The organism is Stenotrophomonas sp. 2619 (assembly GCF_040548725.1).
Taxonomy (GTDB): domain Bacteria; phylum Pseudomonadota; class Gammaproteobacteria; order Xanthomonadales; family Xanthomonadaceae; genus Stenotrophomonas; species Stenotrophomonas maltophilia_AP.
Genome location: NZ_JBEPSF010000030.1, coordinates 1 through 16741 on the forward strand (window position 1 = coordinate 1; position 16741 = coordinate 16741).

Below are 16741 nucleotides of genomic sequence, written 5' to 3' on the forward strand. Positions count from 1 at the left end.
TGGCCCGGGCAATCCACGTGGGCGTAATGACGCTCGGTGGATTCGTATTCGACGTGCGCGGTCGAGATCGTGATGCCACGGGCCTTCTCTTCCGGGGCGGCGTCGATCGCCGAGTAATCCTTGAATTCGCCACCGAAGCGCTCGGCACCGATCTTGGTCAGTGCGGCGGTCAGCGTGGTCTTGCCGTGATCGACGTGACCGATGGTGCCGACGTTGACGTGCGGCTTGGTGCGCTCGAACTTACCCTTTGCCATTGTTGTAGCCCTTGAATGTCAGAAAGAAAGAGGTTGAGACCTGAGCTTACGCTCAGGCCTTCTTGATCACGGATTCGGCGATGTTGTTCGGCGCCGGCTCGTAGTGGTCGAATTCCATCGTGAACGTCGCGCGACCCTGGGTCTGCGAACGCAGCGAGGTGGCGTAACCGAACATTTCACCCAGCGGGATCATCGCGTTGATGATGCTGGCCGAACCGTCACCGGTGGTGCTCGAACCCTGCAGCACGCCACGACGGCGGCTGACGTCGCCCATCACGTCACCCTGGTAATCCTCCGGGGTCACGATCTCGACCTTCATGATCGGCTCCAGCAGGACCGGCTTGGCCTTCTGGAAGCCCTGCTTGAAGGCCATCGAGGACGCGAGCTTGAACGCCATTTCCGAGGAGTCGACGTCATGGTACGAGCCGAACACCAGCTTCACCTTGACGTCCACGACCGGGAAGCCCGCCAGCGGACCGCTGGTGATGGTTTCGCGCAGGCCCTTTTCGATCGACGGAATGAATTCCTTCGGAATCACGCCACCGGTGATGTCGTTGATGAACAGGAAGTCATCCTTGATCGCCGGAGCAATCTTCGGATCGGCACGGTCTTCAGCGGTGATCGGCGACAGCTCGATCACGACGTGACCGTACTGACCCTTACCACCGGACTGCTTGGCGTGCTTGTAGTCCGACTTCACGTCAGCCATCTGGATGGTTTCGCGGTACGCAACCTGCGGCTTGCCGACGTTGGCTTCCACGTTGAACTCGCGCTTCATGCGGTCAACGATGATGTCCAGGTGCAGCTCGCCCATGCCCGAGATGATGGTCTGGCCGGATTCTTCGTCGGTCTTGACGCGGAACGACGGATCTTCCTGAGCCAGACGGCCCAGCGCCAGACCCATCTTTTCCTGATCGGACTTGGTCTTCGGTTCGACGGCCATCGAGATGACCGGCTCCGGGAACACCATGCGCTCCAGGATGATCGGGTGGTCCTGCGAGCACAGGGTGTCACCGGTGGTCGTGTCCTTCAGGCCCACGGCCGCGGCGATGTCACCGGCCAGCACTTCCTTGATTTCTTCACGATCGTTGGAGTGCATCTGCAGGATGCGGCCGATGCGCTCCTTCTTGCCCTTCACCGAGTTCAGCAGCTGGTCGCCGGCGTTCAGCGTGCCCGAGTAGACACGGAAGAAGGTCAGCGCGCCCACGAACGGGTCGGTGATGATCTTGAACGCCAGGGCCGAGAACGGAGCCTTGTCGTCGGACTTGCGGCTCAGCGCGATGGTTTCATCGTCGACGTCGGTACCGGTCACGTCCGGCACGTCGATCGGCGACGGCAGCAGCTGCACCACGCCGTCCAGCATGGCCTGCACGCCCTTGTTCTTGAACGCCGAGCCGCAGTACATCGGCACGATGTCGGTGGCCAGGGTGCGCACGCGCAGGGCTTCGACGATTTCGGCCTCGGTCAGCTCTTCGCCGCCCAGGTACTTTTCCATCAGCTCTTCGCTGGCTTCAGCCGCAGCTTCGATCATGTAGGTGCGGGCCTCTTCGGCCTCCGCCTGCATGTCGGCCGGGATGTCCAGGTACTCGAACTTCATGCCCTGCGAGGCTTCATCCCAATGGATGGCTTTCATCTTGATCAGGTCGACCACGCCCTTGAAGCCTTCTTCAGCGCCGATCGGCAGCTGCATCGGCACGGCGGTGGCGCCCAGCTTGGCCTTCAACTGGCCAACGACCTTGGTGAAGTTCGCGCCGGTGCGGTCCATCTTGTTGACGAACGCAATGCGCGGCACCTTGTACCGGTTGGCCTGGCGCCACACGGTTTCCGACTGCGGCTGCACGCCACCGACGGCGCACAGCACGAACACCGCACCGTCGAGCACGCGCAGCGAGCGCTCTACTTCGATGGTGAAGTCGACGTGTCCGGGGGTGTCGATGATGTTGAAACGGTGCTCCGGCAGGGACTTGTCCATGCCCTTCCAGAACGCGGTGGTCGCAGCGGACTGGATCGTGATGCCACGCTCCTGCTCCTGCTCCATCCAGTCCATGGTGGCAGCGCCGTCGTGCACTTCACCGATCTTGTGGCTCTTGCCGGTGTAGAACAGGATGCGCTCGGACGTGGTGGTCTTGCCGGCATCGATGTGAGCCATGATGCCGAAGTTGCGGTAACGCTCGATGGGAGTGTTGCGGGCCACGGGAGCCTCTCAATTTCTTGGAATTCGGATGGCCGAACGCCGCCTTTCGGCGGCCTTCGGATTGGCGCGGCACCCCAGGTGCCGCGAAGCGGCACTAGTACGTAGTGCCGCTCTGCCTGTTTTGCAAGGCCGTCAAACTCACCAGCGGTAGTGGGCGAATGCCTTGTTGGCTTCGGCCATGCGGTGGGTTTCTTCGCGCTTCTTGATGGCGCCGCCACGGTTTTCCGAGGCGTCCAGCAGTTCGGCAGCCAGCTTCTTCGGCATGGTGTTTTCACCACGCTTGCGAGCCGAGTCGATCAGCCAACGCATGGCCAGGGCCATCTTGCGCGACGAACGCACTTCGACGGGCACCTGGTAGGTGGCACCACCGACGCGGCGGGACTTGACTTCGACCGACGGAGCCACGTTGTCCAGAGCCTTCTGCACCAGCTCGACGGAGTTCGGGTTCTTTTCGCCGATCACGTCCATGGCACCGTAGACGATCTTTTCAGCGACCGACTTCTTGCCGCTCAGCATCACCATGTTGATGAAGCGTGCGATGGTTTCACTTCCGTGCTTCGGATCCGGCAGGACAGAGCGCTGCGGCGTATTACCTTTACGAGACATGTGTACTTTCCCTTAGCTCTTCGGACGCTTGGCGCCGTACTTGGAACGGCCCTGGCGACGCTTGGCAACGCCGGAGGCGTCCAGCGAGCCACGCACGGTGTGGTAACGCACACCCGGCAGATCCTTGACGCGACCGCCACGGATCAGGACCACGGAGTGCTCCTGCAGGTTGTGGCCTTCGCCGCCGATGTAGCTAATCACTTCTTCCTGGTTGGTCAGGCGAACCTTGGCAACCTTGCGAAGCGCCGAGTTCGGCTTCTTCGGAGTGGTGGTGTACACGCGCGTGCAGACGCCACGGCGCTGGGGGCACTTATCGAGGGCCGGGGAGGCACTCTTATAAGTGGTTGCCTGCCGCGGCTTGCGGACAAGCTGATTGATCGTCGCCATCAGTATGTTCTTCTGAGAGAGGCCAGTGAAAAAACCGGCCATGAATGCGGATATGTGCGAGCAGGCAAGAAACCGGCCTGCTGAGACAGACGATTGTAGCAACCTGGCGAAAACGCAGTCAAATGCGCACGCGCCAAGCCAGCCCTGATCCCGGGCCGTTACAGGGGAGCCTTCTCCATGCCCCCCGTTCAGGTTGTCAACCCGGTCCTTTGACAGACCGGGCCGGCATCCTACCTCATCGGCAGCCATCCGACCAGTGGCCGGCGGCGTCCGAGCGGTGTGGCCCGGCCAATGGCCAGGCCCTACCCTTCGGTCCGGCCAGGGCCGGACCTGTCAATCAGTCTTCCGCCTGCTCGGTGTCGGTCGATTCGACCGCCACTTCCGGGGCGGCCACGACGACCGGTGCGGCCGCGACCGGGGTGCCGGCCAGGGTCTGCATTTCCGAATCGGTCAGCCCGCTCGCGTTGCGGCGGCGGTTGGCGTGGTACGACAGACCGGTACCGGCCGGGATCAGGCGGCCGACGATGACGTTTTCCTTCAGGCCGCGCAGGTTGTCCTTGGTGCCGCGGACGGCCGCCTCGGTCAACACGCGGGTGGTTTCCTGGAAGGAGGCCGCCGAGATGAACGATTCGGTGGCCAGCGACGCCTTGGTGATACCCAGCAGGACCGGATCGAAACGGGCAATCAGCTCGTTGCGGGTGGTCAGGCGTGCATTTTCCTCGATGACGCGCTGGCGCTCGGCCTGCTCGCCATTCAGGAACTTGCTGCTGCCCTGGTCGGTGATTTCGACCTTGCGCAGCATCTGGCGGGTGATCACTTCAATGTGCTTGTCGTTGATCTTCACGCCCTGCAGGCGGTACACGTCCTGGATTTCCTTGACCAGGTAGGCGGCCAGCGGCTCGACACCCAGCAGACGCAGGATGTCCTGCGGGCTCGGCTCGCCGTCCACGATGGTTTCGCCCTTGGTCACGTGTTCACCTTCGAACACGATCACCTGACGGTACTTCGGGATCAGCTCTTCGTGTTCCGAACCATCGGTGTCCTTGATGATCAGGCGCTGCTTGCCCTTGGTGTCCTTACCGAAGCTGATGATGCCCGAACGCTCGGCCAGGATCGCCGGATCCTTCGGCTTGCGTGCTTCGAACAAGTCGGCCACGCGCGGCAGACCACCGGTGATGTCACGGGTCTTGGACGCTTCCTGCGGGATCTTGGCGACCACGTCACCCACGCCGACGGCGGCGCCGTCCTGCAGGTTGACGATGGAGCGCGGCGGCAGCAGGTACTGGGCCGGCAGATCGGTGTTCGGGATGGTCAGGTCATTGCCCTTGGCATCCACGATACGCACGATCGGACGGAGGTCCTTGGCCTGCGAGCCACGACGCTTCGGGTCGGTGATTTCACGCGACGCCAAGCCGGTCAGTTCGTCGGTCTTCTCGATGACGGTGACGCCGTCGATGAAGTCGATGAAGCGGATGAAACCGGCCACTTCGGACACGATCGGGTGGTTATGCGGATCCCAGTTCGCCACGGTCTGGCCAGCCTTGACCGAGTCGGCGTCCTTGGAGGTGATGGTGGCACCGTAGGGCAGCTTGTAGCGCTCACGCTCACGGCCGTGAGCGTCGAGCACCGAGATTTCACCCGAGCGCGAGACCGCCACCAGCGAACCGCTGGCATGCGCCACCGACTTGAGGTTGTTGAACTTGACCGAACCGGTGGTCTTGACGGTGATGTTGTCCACCGCAGCCGCACGCGATGCCGCACCACCGATGTGGAACGTACGCATGGTCAGCTGGGTACCCGGCTCACCGATCGACTGGGCGGCGATGACGCCGACCGCTTCGCCGATGTTGACGATGTGGCCACGGGCCAGATCGCGGCCGTAGCAATGGGCGCACACGCCGAAGGCCGAGGCGCAGGAGATGGTCGAACGGACCTTCACCGACTGCACGCTGGCATCTTCAAGCTTGGCCACCCACGCTTCGTCCAGCAGCGTGTTGCGGGTCACGATCGGATCTTCGTCGTTGCCCGGCAGGAACACGTCCTCGGCCACGACACGACCCAGCACGCGGTCCTTCAACGGCTCCACGACGTCGCCGCCTTCCACGATCGGGGTCATGGTCAGGCCTTCGGTGGTACCGCAATCCACTTCGGTGATGACCACGTCCTGCGCCACGTCCACCAGACGACGGGTCAGGTAACCCGAGTTGGCGGTCTTCAGCGCGGTATCGGCCAGACCCTTACGGGCACCGTGGGTGGAGTTGAAGTATTCCTGTACGTTCAGGCCTTCACGGAAGTTCGCCTTGATGGGCGTTTCGATGATCGAGCCATCCGGACGCGCCATCAGGCCACGCATACCGGCCAGCTGGCGGATCTGTGCCTGGGAACCACGCGCACCGGAGTCGGCCATGATGTACAGGGAGTTCATCGACTTCTGGTCGATGGTCTCGCCCTTGGCATTGATGACCTTCTCGGTACCGATGGTGTCCATCATCGCCTTGGCGATGCGCTCATTGGTGCGCGACCAGATGTCGACCACCTTGTTGTAGCGCTCGCCGGCGGTGACCAGACCCGACTGGTACTGCTCCTGGATTTCCAGCACTTCGGCTTCGGCCTCGGTGAGGATGCCCTTCTTCTCGTCCGGGATCAGCATGTCGTCGATACCGATCGACACGCCGGCGCGGGTTGCGTAGGCAAAGCCGGTGTACATCAGCTTGTCGGCGAACACGACCGTGTCCTTCAAGCCCAGCTGGCGGTAGCTGGAGTTGATCAGGCGGCTGATGTTCTTCTTGGTCAGCTCGGTGTTGGCCAGCGCGAACGGCAGGCCTTCCGGCAGGATTTCAGCCAGCAGGGCGCGACCGATCGTGGTGTCCACGATCGAGGTCTTGTTCTGCTTGTTGCCGTCTTCGTCGGTCACCACTTCGGTGATGCGGACCTTGACGCGTGCGTGCAGTTCCACCACGCGGTTGTCGTAGGCGCGCTTGACTTCGGCGATGTTGGCGAAGGCCATGCCCTCGCCCTTCTTGTTTTCCAGCGAGCGGGTCATGTAGTACAGACCCAGCACGACGTCCTGCGACGGCACGATGATCGGCTCGCCGTTGGCCGGCGACAGGATGTTGTTGGTGGACATCATCAGCGCACGCGCTTCCAGCTGGGCTTCCAGCGAGAGCGGCACGTGGACGGCCATCTGGTCACCGTCGAAGTCGGCGTTGAACGCGGTGCAGACCAGCGGGTGCAGCTGGATGGCCTTGCCTTCGATCAGCACCGGCTCGAACGCCTGGATGCCCAGACGGTGCAGGGTCGGCGCACGGTTCAGCATCACCGGATGTTCGCGGATGACCTCTTCCAGGATGTCCCAGACTTCGGCTTCTTCGCGCTCGACCAGCTTCTTGGCGGCCTTGATGGTGGTGGCCAGGCCACGACGCTGCAGCTTGGCGAAGACGAACGGCTTGAACAGCTCAAGCGCCATCTTCTTCGGCAGGCCGCACTGGTGCAGGCGCAGGTACGGACCGACCACGATGACCGAACGGCCCGAGTAGTCGACGCGCTTGCCCAGCAGGTTCTGACGGAAGCGACCCTGCTTGCCCTTGATCATGTCGGCCAGCGACTTCAGCGGGCGCTTGTTGGTGCCGGTGATGGCACGGCCGCGACGGCCGTTGTCCAGCAGCGCATCGACCGATTCCTGCAGCATGCGCTTTTCATTGCGCACGATGATGTCCGGCGCGTTCAGCTCGAGCAGGCGGCGCAGGCGGTTGTTGCGGTTGATGACGCGGCGGTACAGGTCGTTCAGGTCGGAGGTCGCGAAGCGGCCACCGTCCAGCGGCACCAGCGGACGCAGGTCCGGCGGCAGCACCGGCAGCACGGTCATGACCATCCACTCCGGACGGTTGCCCGACTCGAGGAAGGCTTCGACCAGCTTGATGCGCTTGGTGAGGCGCTTGAGCTTGGTTTCCGAACCGGTGCTGGAGATTTCCTCGCGCAGGCGGGTCATTTCCGACTGCAGGTCGATGGTGCGCAGCAGCTCGTACACGGCCTCGGCGCCCATGGCGGCGTCGAAGTCGTCGCCGTGCTCCTGGCGGGCCTGCAGGTACTGTTCTTCGGTCAGCAGCTGGCGGCGCTCCAGGGCGGTCAGGCCCGGCTCGGTCACCACGTAGGCTTCGAAGTACAGCACGCGCTCGATGTCACGCAGGGTCATGTCCAGCATCAGGCCGATGCGCGACGGCAGCGACTTGAGGAACCAGATGTGCGCGACCGGCGAGGCCAGGTCGATGTGGCCCATGCGCTCGCGGCGCACCTTGGCCAGGGTGACTTCGGTGCCGCACTTTTCGCAGACCACGCCGCGGTGCTTCATGCGCTTGTACTTGCCGCACAGGCACTCGTAGTCCTTGACCGGCCCGAAGATGGCGGCGCAGAACAGGCCGTCACGCTCCGGCTTGAAGGTACGGTAGTTGATGGTTTCCGGCTTCTTCACTTCGCCGAAGGACCACGAACGGATCAGGTCCGGCGAGGCCAGCGCGATCTTGATCGCGTCGAAGTCCAGCGTCTGGCGCTGCTGGTTGAAGAGGTTCAGCAAGTCTTTCATGGTGTTTCTCCGAAAGGAGGAAATCTTGTCGATGGGCTGTCAGCGAACGAACGGGTGGCGCGGCTGCCGGGGCAGCCGCGCCTGCGCCATCAGTTGTCTTCCAGTTCCATGTTGATGGCCAGCGAGCGGATTTCCTTCACGAGAACGTTGAAGGATTCCGGCATGCCCGCGACCATCTCGTGCTCACCGTCGACGATGTTCTTGTACATCTGGTTGCGGCCCTGCACGTCATCGGACTTCACCGTCAGCATTTCCTGCAGGGTGTAGGCCGCGCCGTAGGCTTCCAGCGCCCAGACTTCCATTTCACCGAAGCGCTGGCCACCGAACTGCGCCTTGCCGCCCAGCGGCTGCTGGGTAACGAGCGAGTACGGGCCGGTCGAACGGGCGTGCATCTTGTCGTCGACCAGGTGGTTCAGCTTCAGGTAGTGCATGTAGCCCACGGTGGTGTGGCGATCGAATGCCTCACCGGTGCGGCCGTCATACAGCTGGGTCTGGCCGCTCAGCGGCAGGTCGGCCAGGGCAAGCATGTGCTTGATCTCGGCTTCGGTGGCACCGTCGAACACCGGGGTAGCCATCGGCACGCCGTCGGTCAGGTTGGCGGCCAGGCGCAGCAGCTCCTCGTCGCTGAACTGGGTCAGGTCGACGTGGTTGGCGTGCTGGGTCTTGTCGTGGTTGTAGACGTCGTCCAGGAACTTGCGCAGGTCGTTGATCGCGGCCTGGGCTTCCAGCATGCCCTGGATCTTGCGACCCAGGCCCTTGGCGGCCCAGCCCAGATGCACTTCCAGAATCTGGCCGATGTTCATACGCGACGGCACGCCCAGCGGGTTCAGCACGATGTCCACGGTTTCGCCCGAGGCCATGTACGGCATGTCCTCGACCGGCACCACGTTGGAGACCACACCCTTGTTGCCGTGGCGGCCGGCCATCTTGTCACCCGGCTGGATGCGGCGCTTCACGGCCAGGAACACCTTGACCATCTTCAGCACGCCCGGGGCGAGGTCGTCACCGGCGGTGATCTTGCCGCGCTTGTCGGCGAAGCGACGCTCGAATTCCTTCTCGTGCGCCTGGATCTGCTTCTGGGCGCGTTCGATGGCTTCGGAAGCGTCGTCGTCCTTCATGCGCAGCACGAACCAGTCAGCCTTCTTCAGGCCGTCCAGGTACGCGTCGGTGACGGTGTCGCCCTTCTTCAGGTTGGCACCACCGTTGACCACCTTGCCGACGATCTGCGAGCGCAGACGGGCGTAGATGGCACCTTCCAGGATGCGGAACTGGTCGTCGAAGTCCTTCTTGACGCGCTTGATTTCAGACTCTTCGATCTGACGGGCGCGCTTGTCCTTCTCGATACCGTCGCGGGTGAAGACCTGCACGTCGATGACGGTGCCGTCCATGCCCGGCGGCACGCGCAGCGAGCTGTCCTTCACGTCCGAGGCCTTCTCGCCGAAGATCGCGCGGAGCAGCTTCTCTTCCGGGGTCAGCTGGCTTTCGCCCTTCGGGGTGACCTTGCCGACCATGATGTCGCCGGCACGCACTTCGGCGCCGATGTACACCACGCCCGACTCGTCCAGACGGTTCAGCGCCTGCTCGGACACGTTCGGGATGTCGGCGGAAATTTCCTCCGGCCCCAGCTTGGTGTCACGCGCAACGCAGGTCAGTTCTTCGATGTGGATCGTGGTGTAACGATCCTCTTCCACCACGCGCTCGGAGAGCAGGATGGAGTCTTCGAAGTTATAGCCGTTCCACGGCATGAAGGCGATCAGCATGTTCTGGCCCAGGGCCAGTTCGCCGATGTCGGTGGACGGACCGTCAGCCAGCACGTCGCCACGCGCCACCACGTTGCCCACTTCCACCAGCGGACGCTGGTTGATGCAGGTGTTCTGGTTGGAGCGGGTGTACTTGATCAGGTTGTAGATATCCACGCCGGCGTCGGTCGCGTCGGTGATCTCCACTTCGTTGACCTTGACCACGATGCGGCCGGCGTCGATCTGCACGATCTCGCCACCACGACGGGCATTCACGGTCACACCCGAGTCACGGGCCACGGCGCGTTCGATACCGGTACCCACCAGCGGCTTCTGCGCACGCAGGGTCGGCACGGCCTGGCGCTGCATGTTGGCGCCCATCAGTGCACGGTTTGCGTCATCGTGCTCCAGGAACGGAACCAGCGCGGCAGCGATCGACACGGTCTGCATCGGCGAGACGTCCATGAAGTGGACTTCCGCCGGCGGCTTCAGCAGCGACTCACCCTGGAAACGGCACGGCACGAACTGCTCGGTGAGCATGCTCTTGGCATCGGTCAGGGCGTTGGCCTGGGCGATGACGTACTCGTTTTCTTCAATGGCCGACAGGAACTCGATCTCGTCGGAGACCTTGCCGTCGGCAACCTTGCGGTACGGGGTTTCCAGGAAGCCGTACTGGTTGGTGCGGGCGTACACGGCCAGCGAGTTGATCAGGCCGATGTTCGGGCCTTCCGGCGTTTCGATGGTGCAGACGCGGCCGTAATGGGTCGGATGGACGTCGCGCACTTCGAAGCCGGCGCGTTCGCGGGTCAGACCGCCCGGGCCCAGGGCCGAGACGCGACGCTTGTGCGTCACTTCCGACAGCGGGTTGTTCTGATCCATGAACTGGGACAGCTGCGAGGAGCCGAAGAACTCCTTGATGGCAGCGGCGACCGGCTTGGCGTTGATCAGCTCCTGCGGGGTCAGGCCTTCGGATTCGGCCATCGACAGGCGCTCCTTGACCGCGCGCTCGACGCGGACCAGGCCCACGCGGAACACGTTCTCGGCCATTTCACCGACCGAACGCACGCGACGGTTGCCCAGGTGATCGATGTCATCGACCACGCCGCGACCATTGCGGATCTCGGTCAGGACCTTGATCACTTCCAGGATGTCGGAGGTGTCGGCGTGCTCGGCGACCAGGCGCTTGGACTCTTCGTCGTTGCGCTCACCGAAGTACTTGCGGTCGTACAGCACGGCTTCGCCGGTGACAGCCTTGCGGCCGACACGGCGGTTGAACTTCATGCGGCCGACCGTGGACAGGTCGTAGCGCTCGAAGGTGAAGAACAGGTTGTGGAACAGGTTCTGCGCGGCATCCTTGGTCGGCGGCTCGCCCGGACGCATCATGCGGTAGATTTCGACCAGGGCTTCCAGCTGGGTCTTGGTCGGATCGATGCGCAGGGTGTTGGACAGGTACGGGCCACGATCCAGGTCGTTCACCCACAGGGTGCCCACGGCATCGACGCCGGCCTTGCGGAAGGCCTGCAGCTGTTCGTCGGTGATTTCGTCGTTGGCCTGGGCCAGCAGTTCACCGGTGTTGGCGTCCACCACGTCGTGCGACAGGATGCGGCCGACGATGTAATCGTCCGGCACGGCCAGGGCGGCGATGCCCGAGGCTTCCAGCTGCTTGACGTGGCGCGCGGTGATGCGCTTGCCGGCTTCGACGATGACCTTGTCGCCGTCGGCCAGGTCGAAGTTCAGGGTCTCGCCGCGCAGGCGCTCGGAGACCAGTTCGAGCTGCACGCCTTCATCGGGGTTGATGTGGAAGGTGTTGATCTCGAAGAACTCGGCCAGCATTTCTTCATTGCTGTAACCCAGCGCACGCAGCAGGATCGACACCGGCAGCTTGCGGCGACGATCGATACGGGTGAACAGCGCGTCCTTCGGGTCGAACTCGAAGTCCAGCCAGGAGCCGCGGTACGGAATGATGCGGGCGCTGTACAGCAGCTTGCCCGAGCTGTGGGTCTTGCCACGGTCGTGGTCGAAGAACACGCCCGGCGAACGGTGCAGCTGCGACACGATGACGCGCTCGGTACCGTTGACGATGAAGGTGCCGTTGTCGGTCATCAGCGGGATTTCGCCGAGGTAGACCTCCTGCTCCTTCACGTACTTGATGGCCTTGGTCGACGACTCGCGGTCGTAGATCACCAGGCGCACGGTCACGCGCAGCGGCGCGCCGTAGCTCATGCCACGCTGGCGGCACTCGCGCTCGTCGAAGACCGGGTCGCCGAGCTTGTAGCCGACGTATTCCAGGGCAGCGTTGCCGCTGTAGCTGGCGATCGGGAAGACCGACTTCAGCGCGGCGTGCAGGCCCAGATCACGGCGCTTGGCCGGATCAATGTTTTCCTGCAGGAATTCGCGATAGGAATCCACCTGGATGGCAAGCAGGAACGGCACTTCGAGGATCGAGCGCTGCTTGCCGAAATCCTTGCGGATACGCTTCTTTTCGGTGAACGAATATGACGTCATGGGGTCTCACCTTGGCTGTGCGGGCCGCCGTACAGGCGCGACCCGAAGGGAACATGAAAATTGTCAGTTGGAAGTCGCTGGTATTGCCGGCACCAGCACGCCTTCTCCTGCTACTTCCAACTGCCAACTCGCCGGCCTGCGGCCGGAAAGGTGTGGCAGCCGACTGACAGTCGGCTTTACCGCTGAGGAACAGCCGACCAATGGTTGGCTTTACCGCTGAAGATCAGCCGACCAATGGTTGGCTTTACCGCTGAAGATCAGCCGACCAACGGTCGGCTCTACCACTGAAGAACAGCCGACCAACGGTCGGCTCTACCGCCGTTGTCGCAACAACGACCAAAGGCCGGGGGCTTACGCCCCCAGCCTTGGCTGCATCGCCGTGATTCGATGGCGAGGCAAGGAACTGCTTACTTGACTTCGACAGTCGCGCCAGCAGCTTCCAGGTCCTTCTTGAACTTGGCAGCGTCGTCCTTCGAAGCGCCTTCCTTGATCATGCCGCCGGCTTCAGCCAGGTCCTTGGCTTCCTTCAGGCCCAGGCCGGTGATGGCGCGGACAGCCTTAATCACTTCGACCTTCTTCTCGCCGGCCGACTTCAGGATGACGTCGAATTCGGTCTGCTCTTCCACGGCAGCAGCCGGGCCAGCAGCAGCAGCTGCGGCGACCGGAGCAGCGGCGGAGACGCCGAACTTCTCTTCGATGGCCTTGACCAGCTCCATCACTTCCATCAGGGACTTCTCGGCGATGGCGTCGACGATCTGTTCGTTGGTAAGGGACATTTTGATTACCTTTGGATAATTTTCTGGGTTGAGGTTCCGTCAGGAACCACGGAAACGTCGACTCAGGCGGTCTCGGCAGCCGGTTCGGCAGCATCGGCAGCGGCTTCGTCGCCACCACCCTGCTTGTCGCCGATGGCCTTGATGGCGCGGGCGAACATCGTGACCGGCTCGGTCAGGACGCGGGCCAGCATGGCCAGGGCCTGATCACGGGTCGGCAGCGAGGCCAGCACGTCAACATGGCCAGCCGGGAACAGTTCCCCGCCGATGGCCACGACCTTTGCCTGCAGCTTGTCGTTGGTCTTGGCAAAATCCTTGATCAGGCGACCGGCTGCGCCGGGCTCCTCGAGCGAGAACGCGTACAGCAGCGGACCGACGAGGGCGTCTTTGGCGCACGCGTATTCGGTACCTTCCACTGCACGTGCCGCCAGCGTGTTCTTGACAACTTTCAAGAAAACGCCGGTTTCGCGTGCCTGCTTGCGCATCGCGGTCATCTGGGAGACCGTGGTGCCAGCGTATTCGGCTGCGATCAAGGAGTGAGCCTTGGCGGCGACTTCTGCCAGCTCCGCGACTACTTCTTGCTTCTGGGACAGATTGAGAGCCATTGCACTCCTCCAATTGAACTCCGCTTACGGCTCCTGCCGTGTGCGGTCCTGGGCGGCATCCGTCCTGGACGCCGGGAACATCGGGTTGATGTTCCAAGGGTGGGCCGTTCTAGACCTGGATGGCCAACCTGGGAGAACCCAGACGTGCGTAAACCAGAAAAACTCCAGAAGGGCACCATCTACGCAGGGTGATTCCCGGGGGAATCGATTAAGCGGTCGGTACTGCGCCGGCGGCGACTCCCTGCCAATGCGAGCATCCCTGCCCGTCGCCGGTATGTACTGACCGCGCCTGCGGTCTTTGACGGCTATCGTTGCAGGGCGGACCCCACGTCGATTGCCTTCAAATATCGCGGGAGCCGGACCTGGGCCCGACTCCCGCTTGAAACACTTACTTCAGGGTCAGCGACGAGGTGTCGACGGTGACGCCCGGGCCCATCGTCGAGCTGACCGATACCTTCTGCAGGTAGGTGCCCTTCGAGGTGGCCGGCTTGGCCTTGATCAGGTCCAGCAGCAGCGCCTGCAGGTTCAGCTTCAACGCTTCTTCAGCGAAGTCGGCCTTGCCGATGGTGCAGTGGATGATGCCGGCCTTGTCGGTGCGGTAACGCACCTGACCCGACTTGGCATTCTTGACGGCTTCGCCCGGGTTGGCCGAGACGGTGCCGACCTTCGGGTTCGGCATCAGGCCGCGCGGGCCGAGCACGGTGCCCAGCTTACCCACGACGCGCATGGCGTCCGGGGTGGCGATGACGACGTCGTAGTTCAGATCGCCGGCCTGCATCTTTTCGGCCAGGTCTTCCATGCCAACGGCTTCGGCGCCAGCGGCCAGGGCTTCGTCAGCCTTGGCACCGGCCGGTGCGAAGACGGCAACGCGCACGCTCTTGCCGGTACCGGACGGCAGCACGGTGGAACCGCGCACCTGCTGGTCGGACTTCTTGGCGTCCACGCCCAGGCGCACAGCAACGTCGAAGGACTCGACGAACTTGGCCTTGGTAGCGGTCTTCAGGATCTTGATCGCGTCCTCGAAGGCATATGCCTTACCCGGGACGACGGCGGCCTTGATGGCCTTCTCACGCTTGGTCTGTGCCATCTTCTTAACCCTCCACCACGAGGCCCATGGAACGGGCAGAACCGGCAATCGTGCGCACCGCGGCGTCCAGGTCGGCGGCCGTCAGGTCGGCTTCCTTGGTCTTGGCGATTTCTTCCAGCTGCTTACGGGTCACCTTGCCCACCTTTTCGGTGTTCGGGCGCTTGGAGCCCGAGGAGATGCCAGCAGCCTTCTTGAGCAGCACGGCGGCCGGGGTGCTCTTGGTGATGAAGGTGAAGGTACGGTCCGAATAGGCCGTGATGATGACCGGCACCGGCAGACCCGGCTCCAGCTTCTGCGTGGCGGCATTGAAGGCCTTGCAGAATTCCATGATGTTCAGGCCACGCTGACCCAGCGCAGGACCGACCGGCGGCGAGGGGTTGGCCTGACCGGCCTTCACCTGCAGCTTGATATAACCGACAACTTTCTTTGCCATGAGTATGCTCTCCGGGTGCTAGCGCCTTACGACAACAGGCTCCCCATCGGACCGGGAATCACGCGTCCCGGCATCGCGTTTTGAATTCACGCAGAAGGCCACCTCGCGGCGGCCCTTGCTTTTGCCAGCTTCCTGGCAGGAAGCCGCGCACTATATCAGGTTTTGGCCCGCCTGTCTGAATGCGGGAAGGCGGCGGCACGTAGAGCGGGGCTCTGCCCCGCTGGGCCTTTCATGTACAGCCGGGCAGAGCCCGGCTCTACGGGCGGTCAGACGGCCTTTTCGACCTGGCCGAACTCGAGTTCGACCGGGGTGGCACGACCGAAAATCAGCACCGAGACGCGCAGACGGCTCTTCTCGTAGTTGACTTCCTCGACCACGCCGTTGAAGTCGTTGAACGGGCCTTCGGTGACGCGGACCATCTGGCCCGGCTCGAAGAGCACCTTCGGACGCGGCTTTTCCACACCTTCCTGAACGCGGTCCAGGATGGCAGCAGCCTCTTCGTCACGGATCGGCAGCGGACGGTCAGCGGTACCGCCAATGAAGCCCATCACCTTGGAAGTATCCTTCACCAGGTGCCAGCTTTCGTTGTCGATGCGCGGAATGCCGTTTTCTTCGTGGGTCTCGATCTGGACCAGCACGTAACCCGGGAAGAACTTGCGCTCGGAACGGCGCTTCTGGCCGGAACGCATTTCGACCACTTCCTCGGTCGGGACCAGGACATCACCGAAGCGCTCCTGCATCTCGTCACGCACGATGCGATCGCGCAGAGCCTGCGCAACCGACTTTTCGAAGCCCGAATAGGCGTGAACGACGTACCAACGCTTCACTGGTTTCTCCTTATCGACCCAGGAACCACTGGGTCGCTTTCTGAATCAGGAAATCAAATCCGCCCAGCAACAAGCTGAGGATGATCACTACAACGATCACCACCCAGGTCATGCGGATGGCTTCCTGGCGGGTCGGCCAGACTACCTTGCGCAGTTCGAAACGCGATTCGGAAAGGAATTCACGCGTGTCGCGACCTTTGCCGGTCATCAGGAACACGCCAACGCCAGCCACCAGGCCAACGACAACGGCCAGACCGCGAAGCGGACCGGCCCATGCACTCTGGGACGCATGCTCAGGGGTGCCGAACCAGTACCAAGCAAAAAGACCCGCCAGCACCAGAATGGTTGCGGCGGCGTACTTGACGATGTCACCTCCAGTGGAGGCGTTGTCTTTGGAATGCTCGATCTTGCTGTTCATCCGGCTCTGGCTGCTAAGGCGGCATGGCCGCTGGAAGGGAGAAGTGGCACGCCAGGAGGGACTCGAACCCCCAACCTGCGGTTTTGGAGACCGCTGCTCTGCCAATTGAGCTACTGGCGTACTGAAAAACTGCCTTCCCTTAGACGGCGAAGGCGGACCGAGGTTCCCGGCCCGCCATTCGCGAGACCGGCGGAGCTATGCAACCGCCGGTATTACGAAATTACGCGATGATCTTGGAGACCACGCCGGCGCCGACGGTACGGCCGCCTTCGCGAATCGCGAAGCGCAGGCCTTCGTCCATGGCGACCGGGTTGATCAGGGTGACAACCATCTT

At 62.9% G+C, this 16741-nt stretch carries 13 protein-coding genes and 1 tRNA gene; all 14 read right to left on the reverse strand.

From position 1 onward, the window contains the following. Window positions 1–254, reverse strand: a 254-nt coding sequence (locus tag ABIA71_RS20565) for a GTP-binding protein (protein ID WP_354287785.1), incomplete at its 3' end; no start/stop codon positions are given. A 52-nt stretch (window positions 255–306) separates the two neighbouring features. Beyond that, the gene (gene fusA, locus ABIA71_RS20570) at window positions 307–2448 is read right to left on the reverse strand and encodes an elongation factor G (protein WP_128095575.1); all 2142 of its coding nucleotides are present in this window, start codon (window positions 2446–2448) and stop codon (window positions 307–309) included. A gap of 138 nt (window positions 2449–2586) precedes the next feature. Next, a complete protein-coding gene (rpsG, locus tag ABIA71_RS20575) occupies window positions 2587–3054 on the reverse strand; it encodes a 30S ribosomal protein S7 (RefSeq protein ID WP_017356009.1) in 468 nt (155 codons plus the stop codon). Between the two features lie 12 nt (window positions 3055–3066). After that, entirely contained in the window at window positions 3067–3441 is a 375-nt protein-coding gene (gene rpsL, locus ABIA71_RS20580) for a 30S ribosomal protein S12 (protein ID WP_017356008.1), read from the reverse strand. Between the two features lie 337 nt (window positions 3442–3778). After that, window positions 3779–8020, reverse strand: a complete 4242-nt coding sequence (gene rpoC, locus ABIA71_RS20585; RefSeq protein ID WP_128095574.1) for a DNA-directed RNA polymerase subunit beta' — start codon at window positions 8018–8020, stop codon at window positions 3779–3781. A gap of 89 nt (window positions 8021–8109) precedes the next feature. Next, complete coding sequence (gene rpoB / locus ABIA71_RS20590) at window positions 8110–12264, reverse strand: DNA-directed RNA polymerase subunit beta (protein WP_354287788.1); 4155 nt, start codon at window positions 12262–12264, stop codon at window positions 8110–8112. A 407-nt stretch (window positions 12265–12671) separates the two neighbouring features. Next, window positions 12672–13040, reverse strand: a complete 369-nt coding sequence (gene rplL, locus ABIA71_RS20595) for a 50S ribosomal protein L7/L12 (protein ID WP_038690307.1) — start codon at window positions 13038–13040, stop codon at window positions 12672–12674. A 62-nt stretch (window positions 13041–13102) separates the two neighbouring features. Next, window positions 13103–13642, reverse strand: a complete 540-nt coding sequence (rplJ, locus tag ABIA71_RS20600) for a 50S ribosomal protein L10 (RefSeq protein ID WP_354287790.1) — start codon at window positions 13640–13642, stop codon at window positions 13103–13105. 388 nt (window positions 13643–14030) lie between these two features. Continuing rightward, window positions 14031–14729: a 50S ribosomal protein L1 gene (gene rplA, locus ABIA71_RS20605; RefSeq protein ID WP_128096249.1), complete on the reverse strand. Its 699-nt coding sequence runs from the start codon at window positions 14727–14729 to the stop codon at window positions 14031–14033. Between the two features lie 4 nt (window positions 14730–14733). Then, entirely contained in the window at window positions 14734–15162 is a 429-nt protein-coding gene (rplK, locus tag ABIA71_RS20610) for a 50S ribosomal protein L11 (protein WP_019186116.1), read from the reverse strand. 266 nt (window positions 15163–15428) lie between these two features. Then, complete coding sequence (gene nusG, locus ABIA71_RS20615; protein ID WP_017356001.1) at window positions 15429–15989, reverse strand: transcription termination/antitermination protein NusG; 561 nt, start codon at window positions 15987–15989, stop codon at window positions 15429–15431. Window positions 15990–15999: 10 nt separating this feature from the next. Next, window positions 16000–16407, reverse strand: a complete 408-nt coding sequence (gene secE, locus ABIA71_RS20620; RefSeq protein WP_128096250.1) for a preprotein translocase subunit SecE — start codon at window positions 16405–16407, stop codon at window positions 16000–16002. Window positions 16408–16451: 44 nt separating this feature from the next. Continuing rightward, window positions 16452–16527: transfer RNA gene (locus ABIA71_RS20625), tRNA-Trp, on the reverse strand. Window positions 16528–16627: 100 nt separating this feature from the next. After that, a partial coding sequence (locus ABIA71_RS20630) for an EF-Tu C-terminal domain-related protein (protein WP_502961292.1) occupies window positions 16628–16741 on the reverse strand: 114 nt, incomplete at its 5' end.

Excerpts from the sequence above, each read along its gene's own strand:
- rpsG (WP_017356009.1), bottom strand. The coding sequence starts at position 3,054 with ATGTCTCGTAAAGGTAATACGCCGCAGCGCTCTGTCCTGCCGGATCCG.
- rpsL (WP_017356008.1), bottom strand. The coding sequence starts at position 3,441 with ATGGCGACGATCAATCAGCTTGTCCGCAAGCCGCGGCAGGCAACCACT.
- rpoC (WP_128095574.1), bottom strand. The coding sequence starts at position 8,020 with ATGAAAGACTTGCTGAACCTCTTCAACCAGCAGCGCCAGACGCTGGAC.
- rpoB (WP_354287788.1), bottom strand. The coding sequence starts at position 12,264 with ATGACGTCATATTCGTTCACCGAAAAGAAGCGTATCCGCAAGGATTTC.
- rplL (WP_038690307.1), bottom strand. The coding sequence starts at position 13,040 with ATGTCCCTTACCAACGAACAGATCGTCGACGCCATCGCCGAGAAGTCC.
- rplJ (WP_354287790.1), bottom strand. The coding sequence starts at position 13,642 with ATGGCTCTCAATCTGTCCCAGAAGCAAGAAGTAGTCGCGGAGCTGGCA.
- rplA (WP_128096249.1), bottom strand. The coding sequence starts at position 14,729 with ATGGCACAGACCAAGCGTGAGAAGGCCATCAAGGCCGCCGTCGTCCCG.
- rplK (WP_019186116.1), bottom strand. The coding sequence starts at position 15,162 with ATGGCAAAGAAAGTTGTCGGTTATATCAAGCTGCAGGTGAAGGCCGGT.
- secE (WP_128096250.1), bottom strand. The coding sequence starts at position 16,407 with ATGAACAGCAAGATCGAGCATTCCAAAGACAACGCCTCCACTGGAGGT.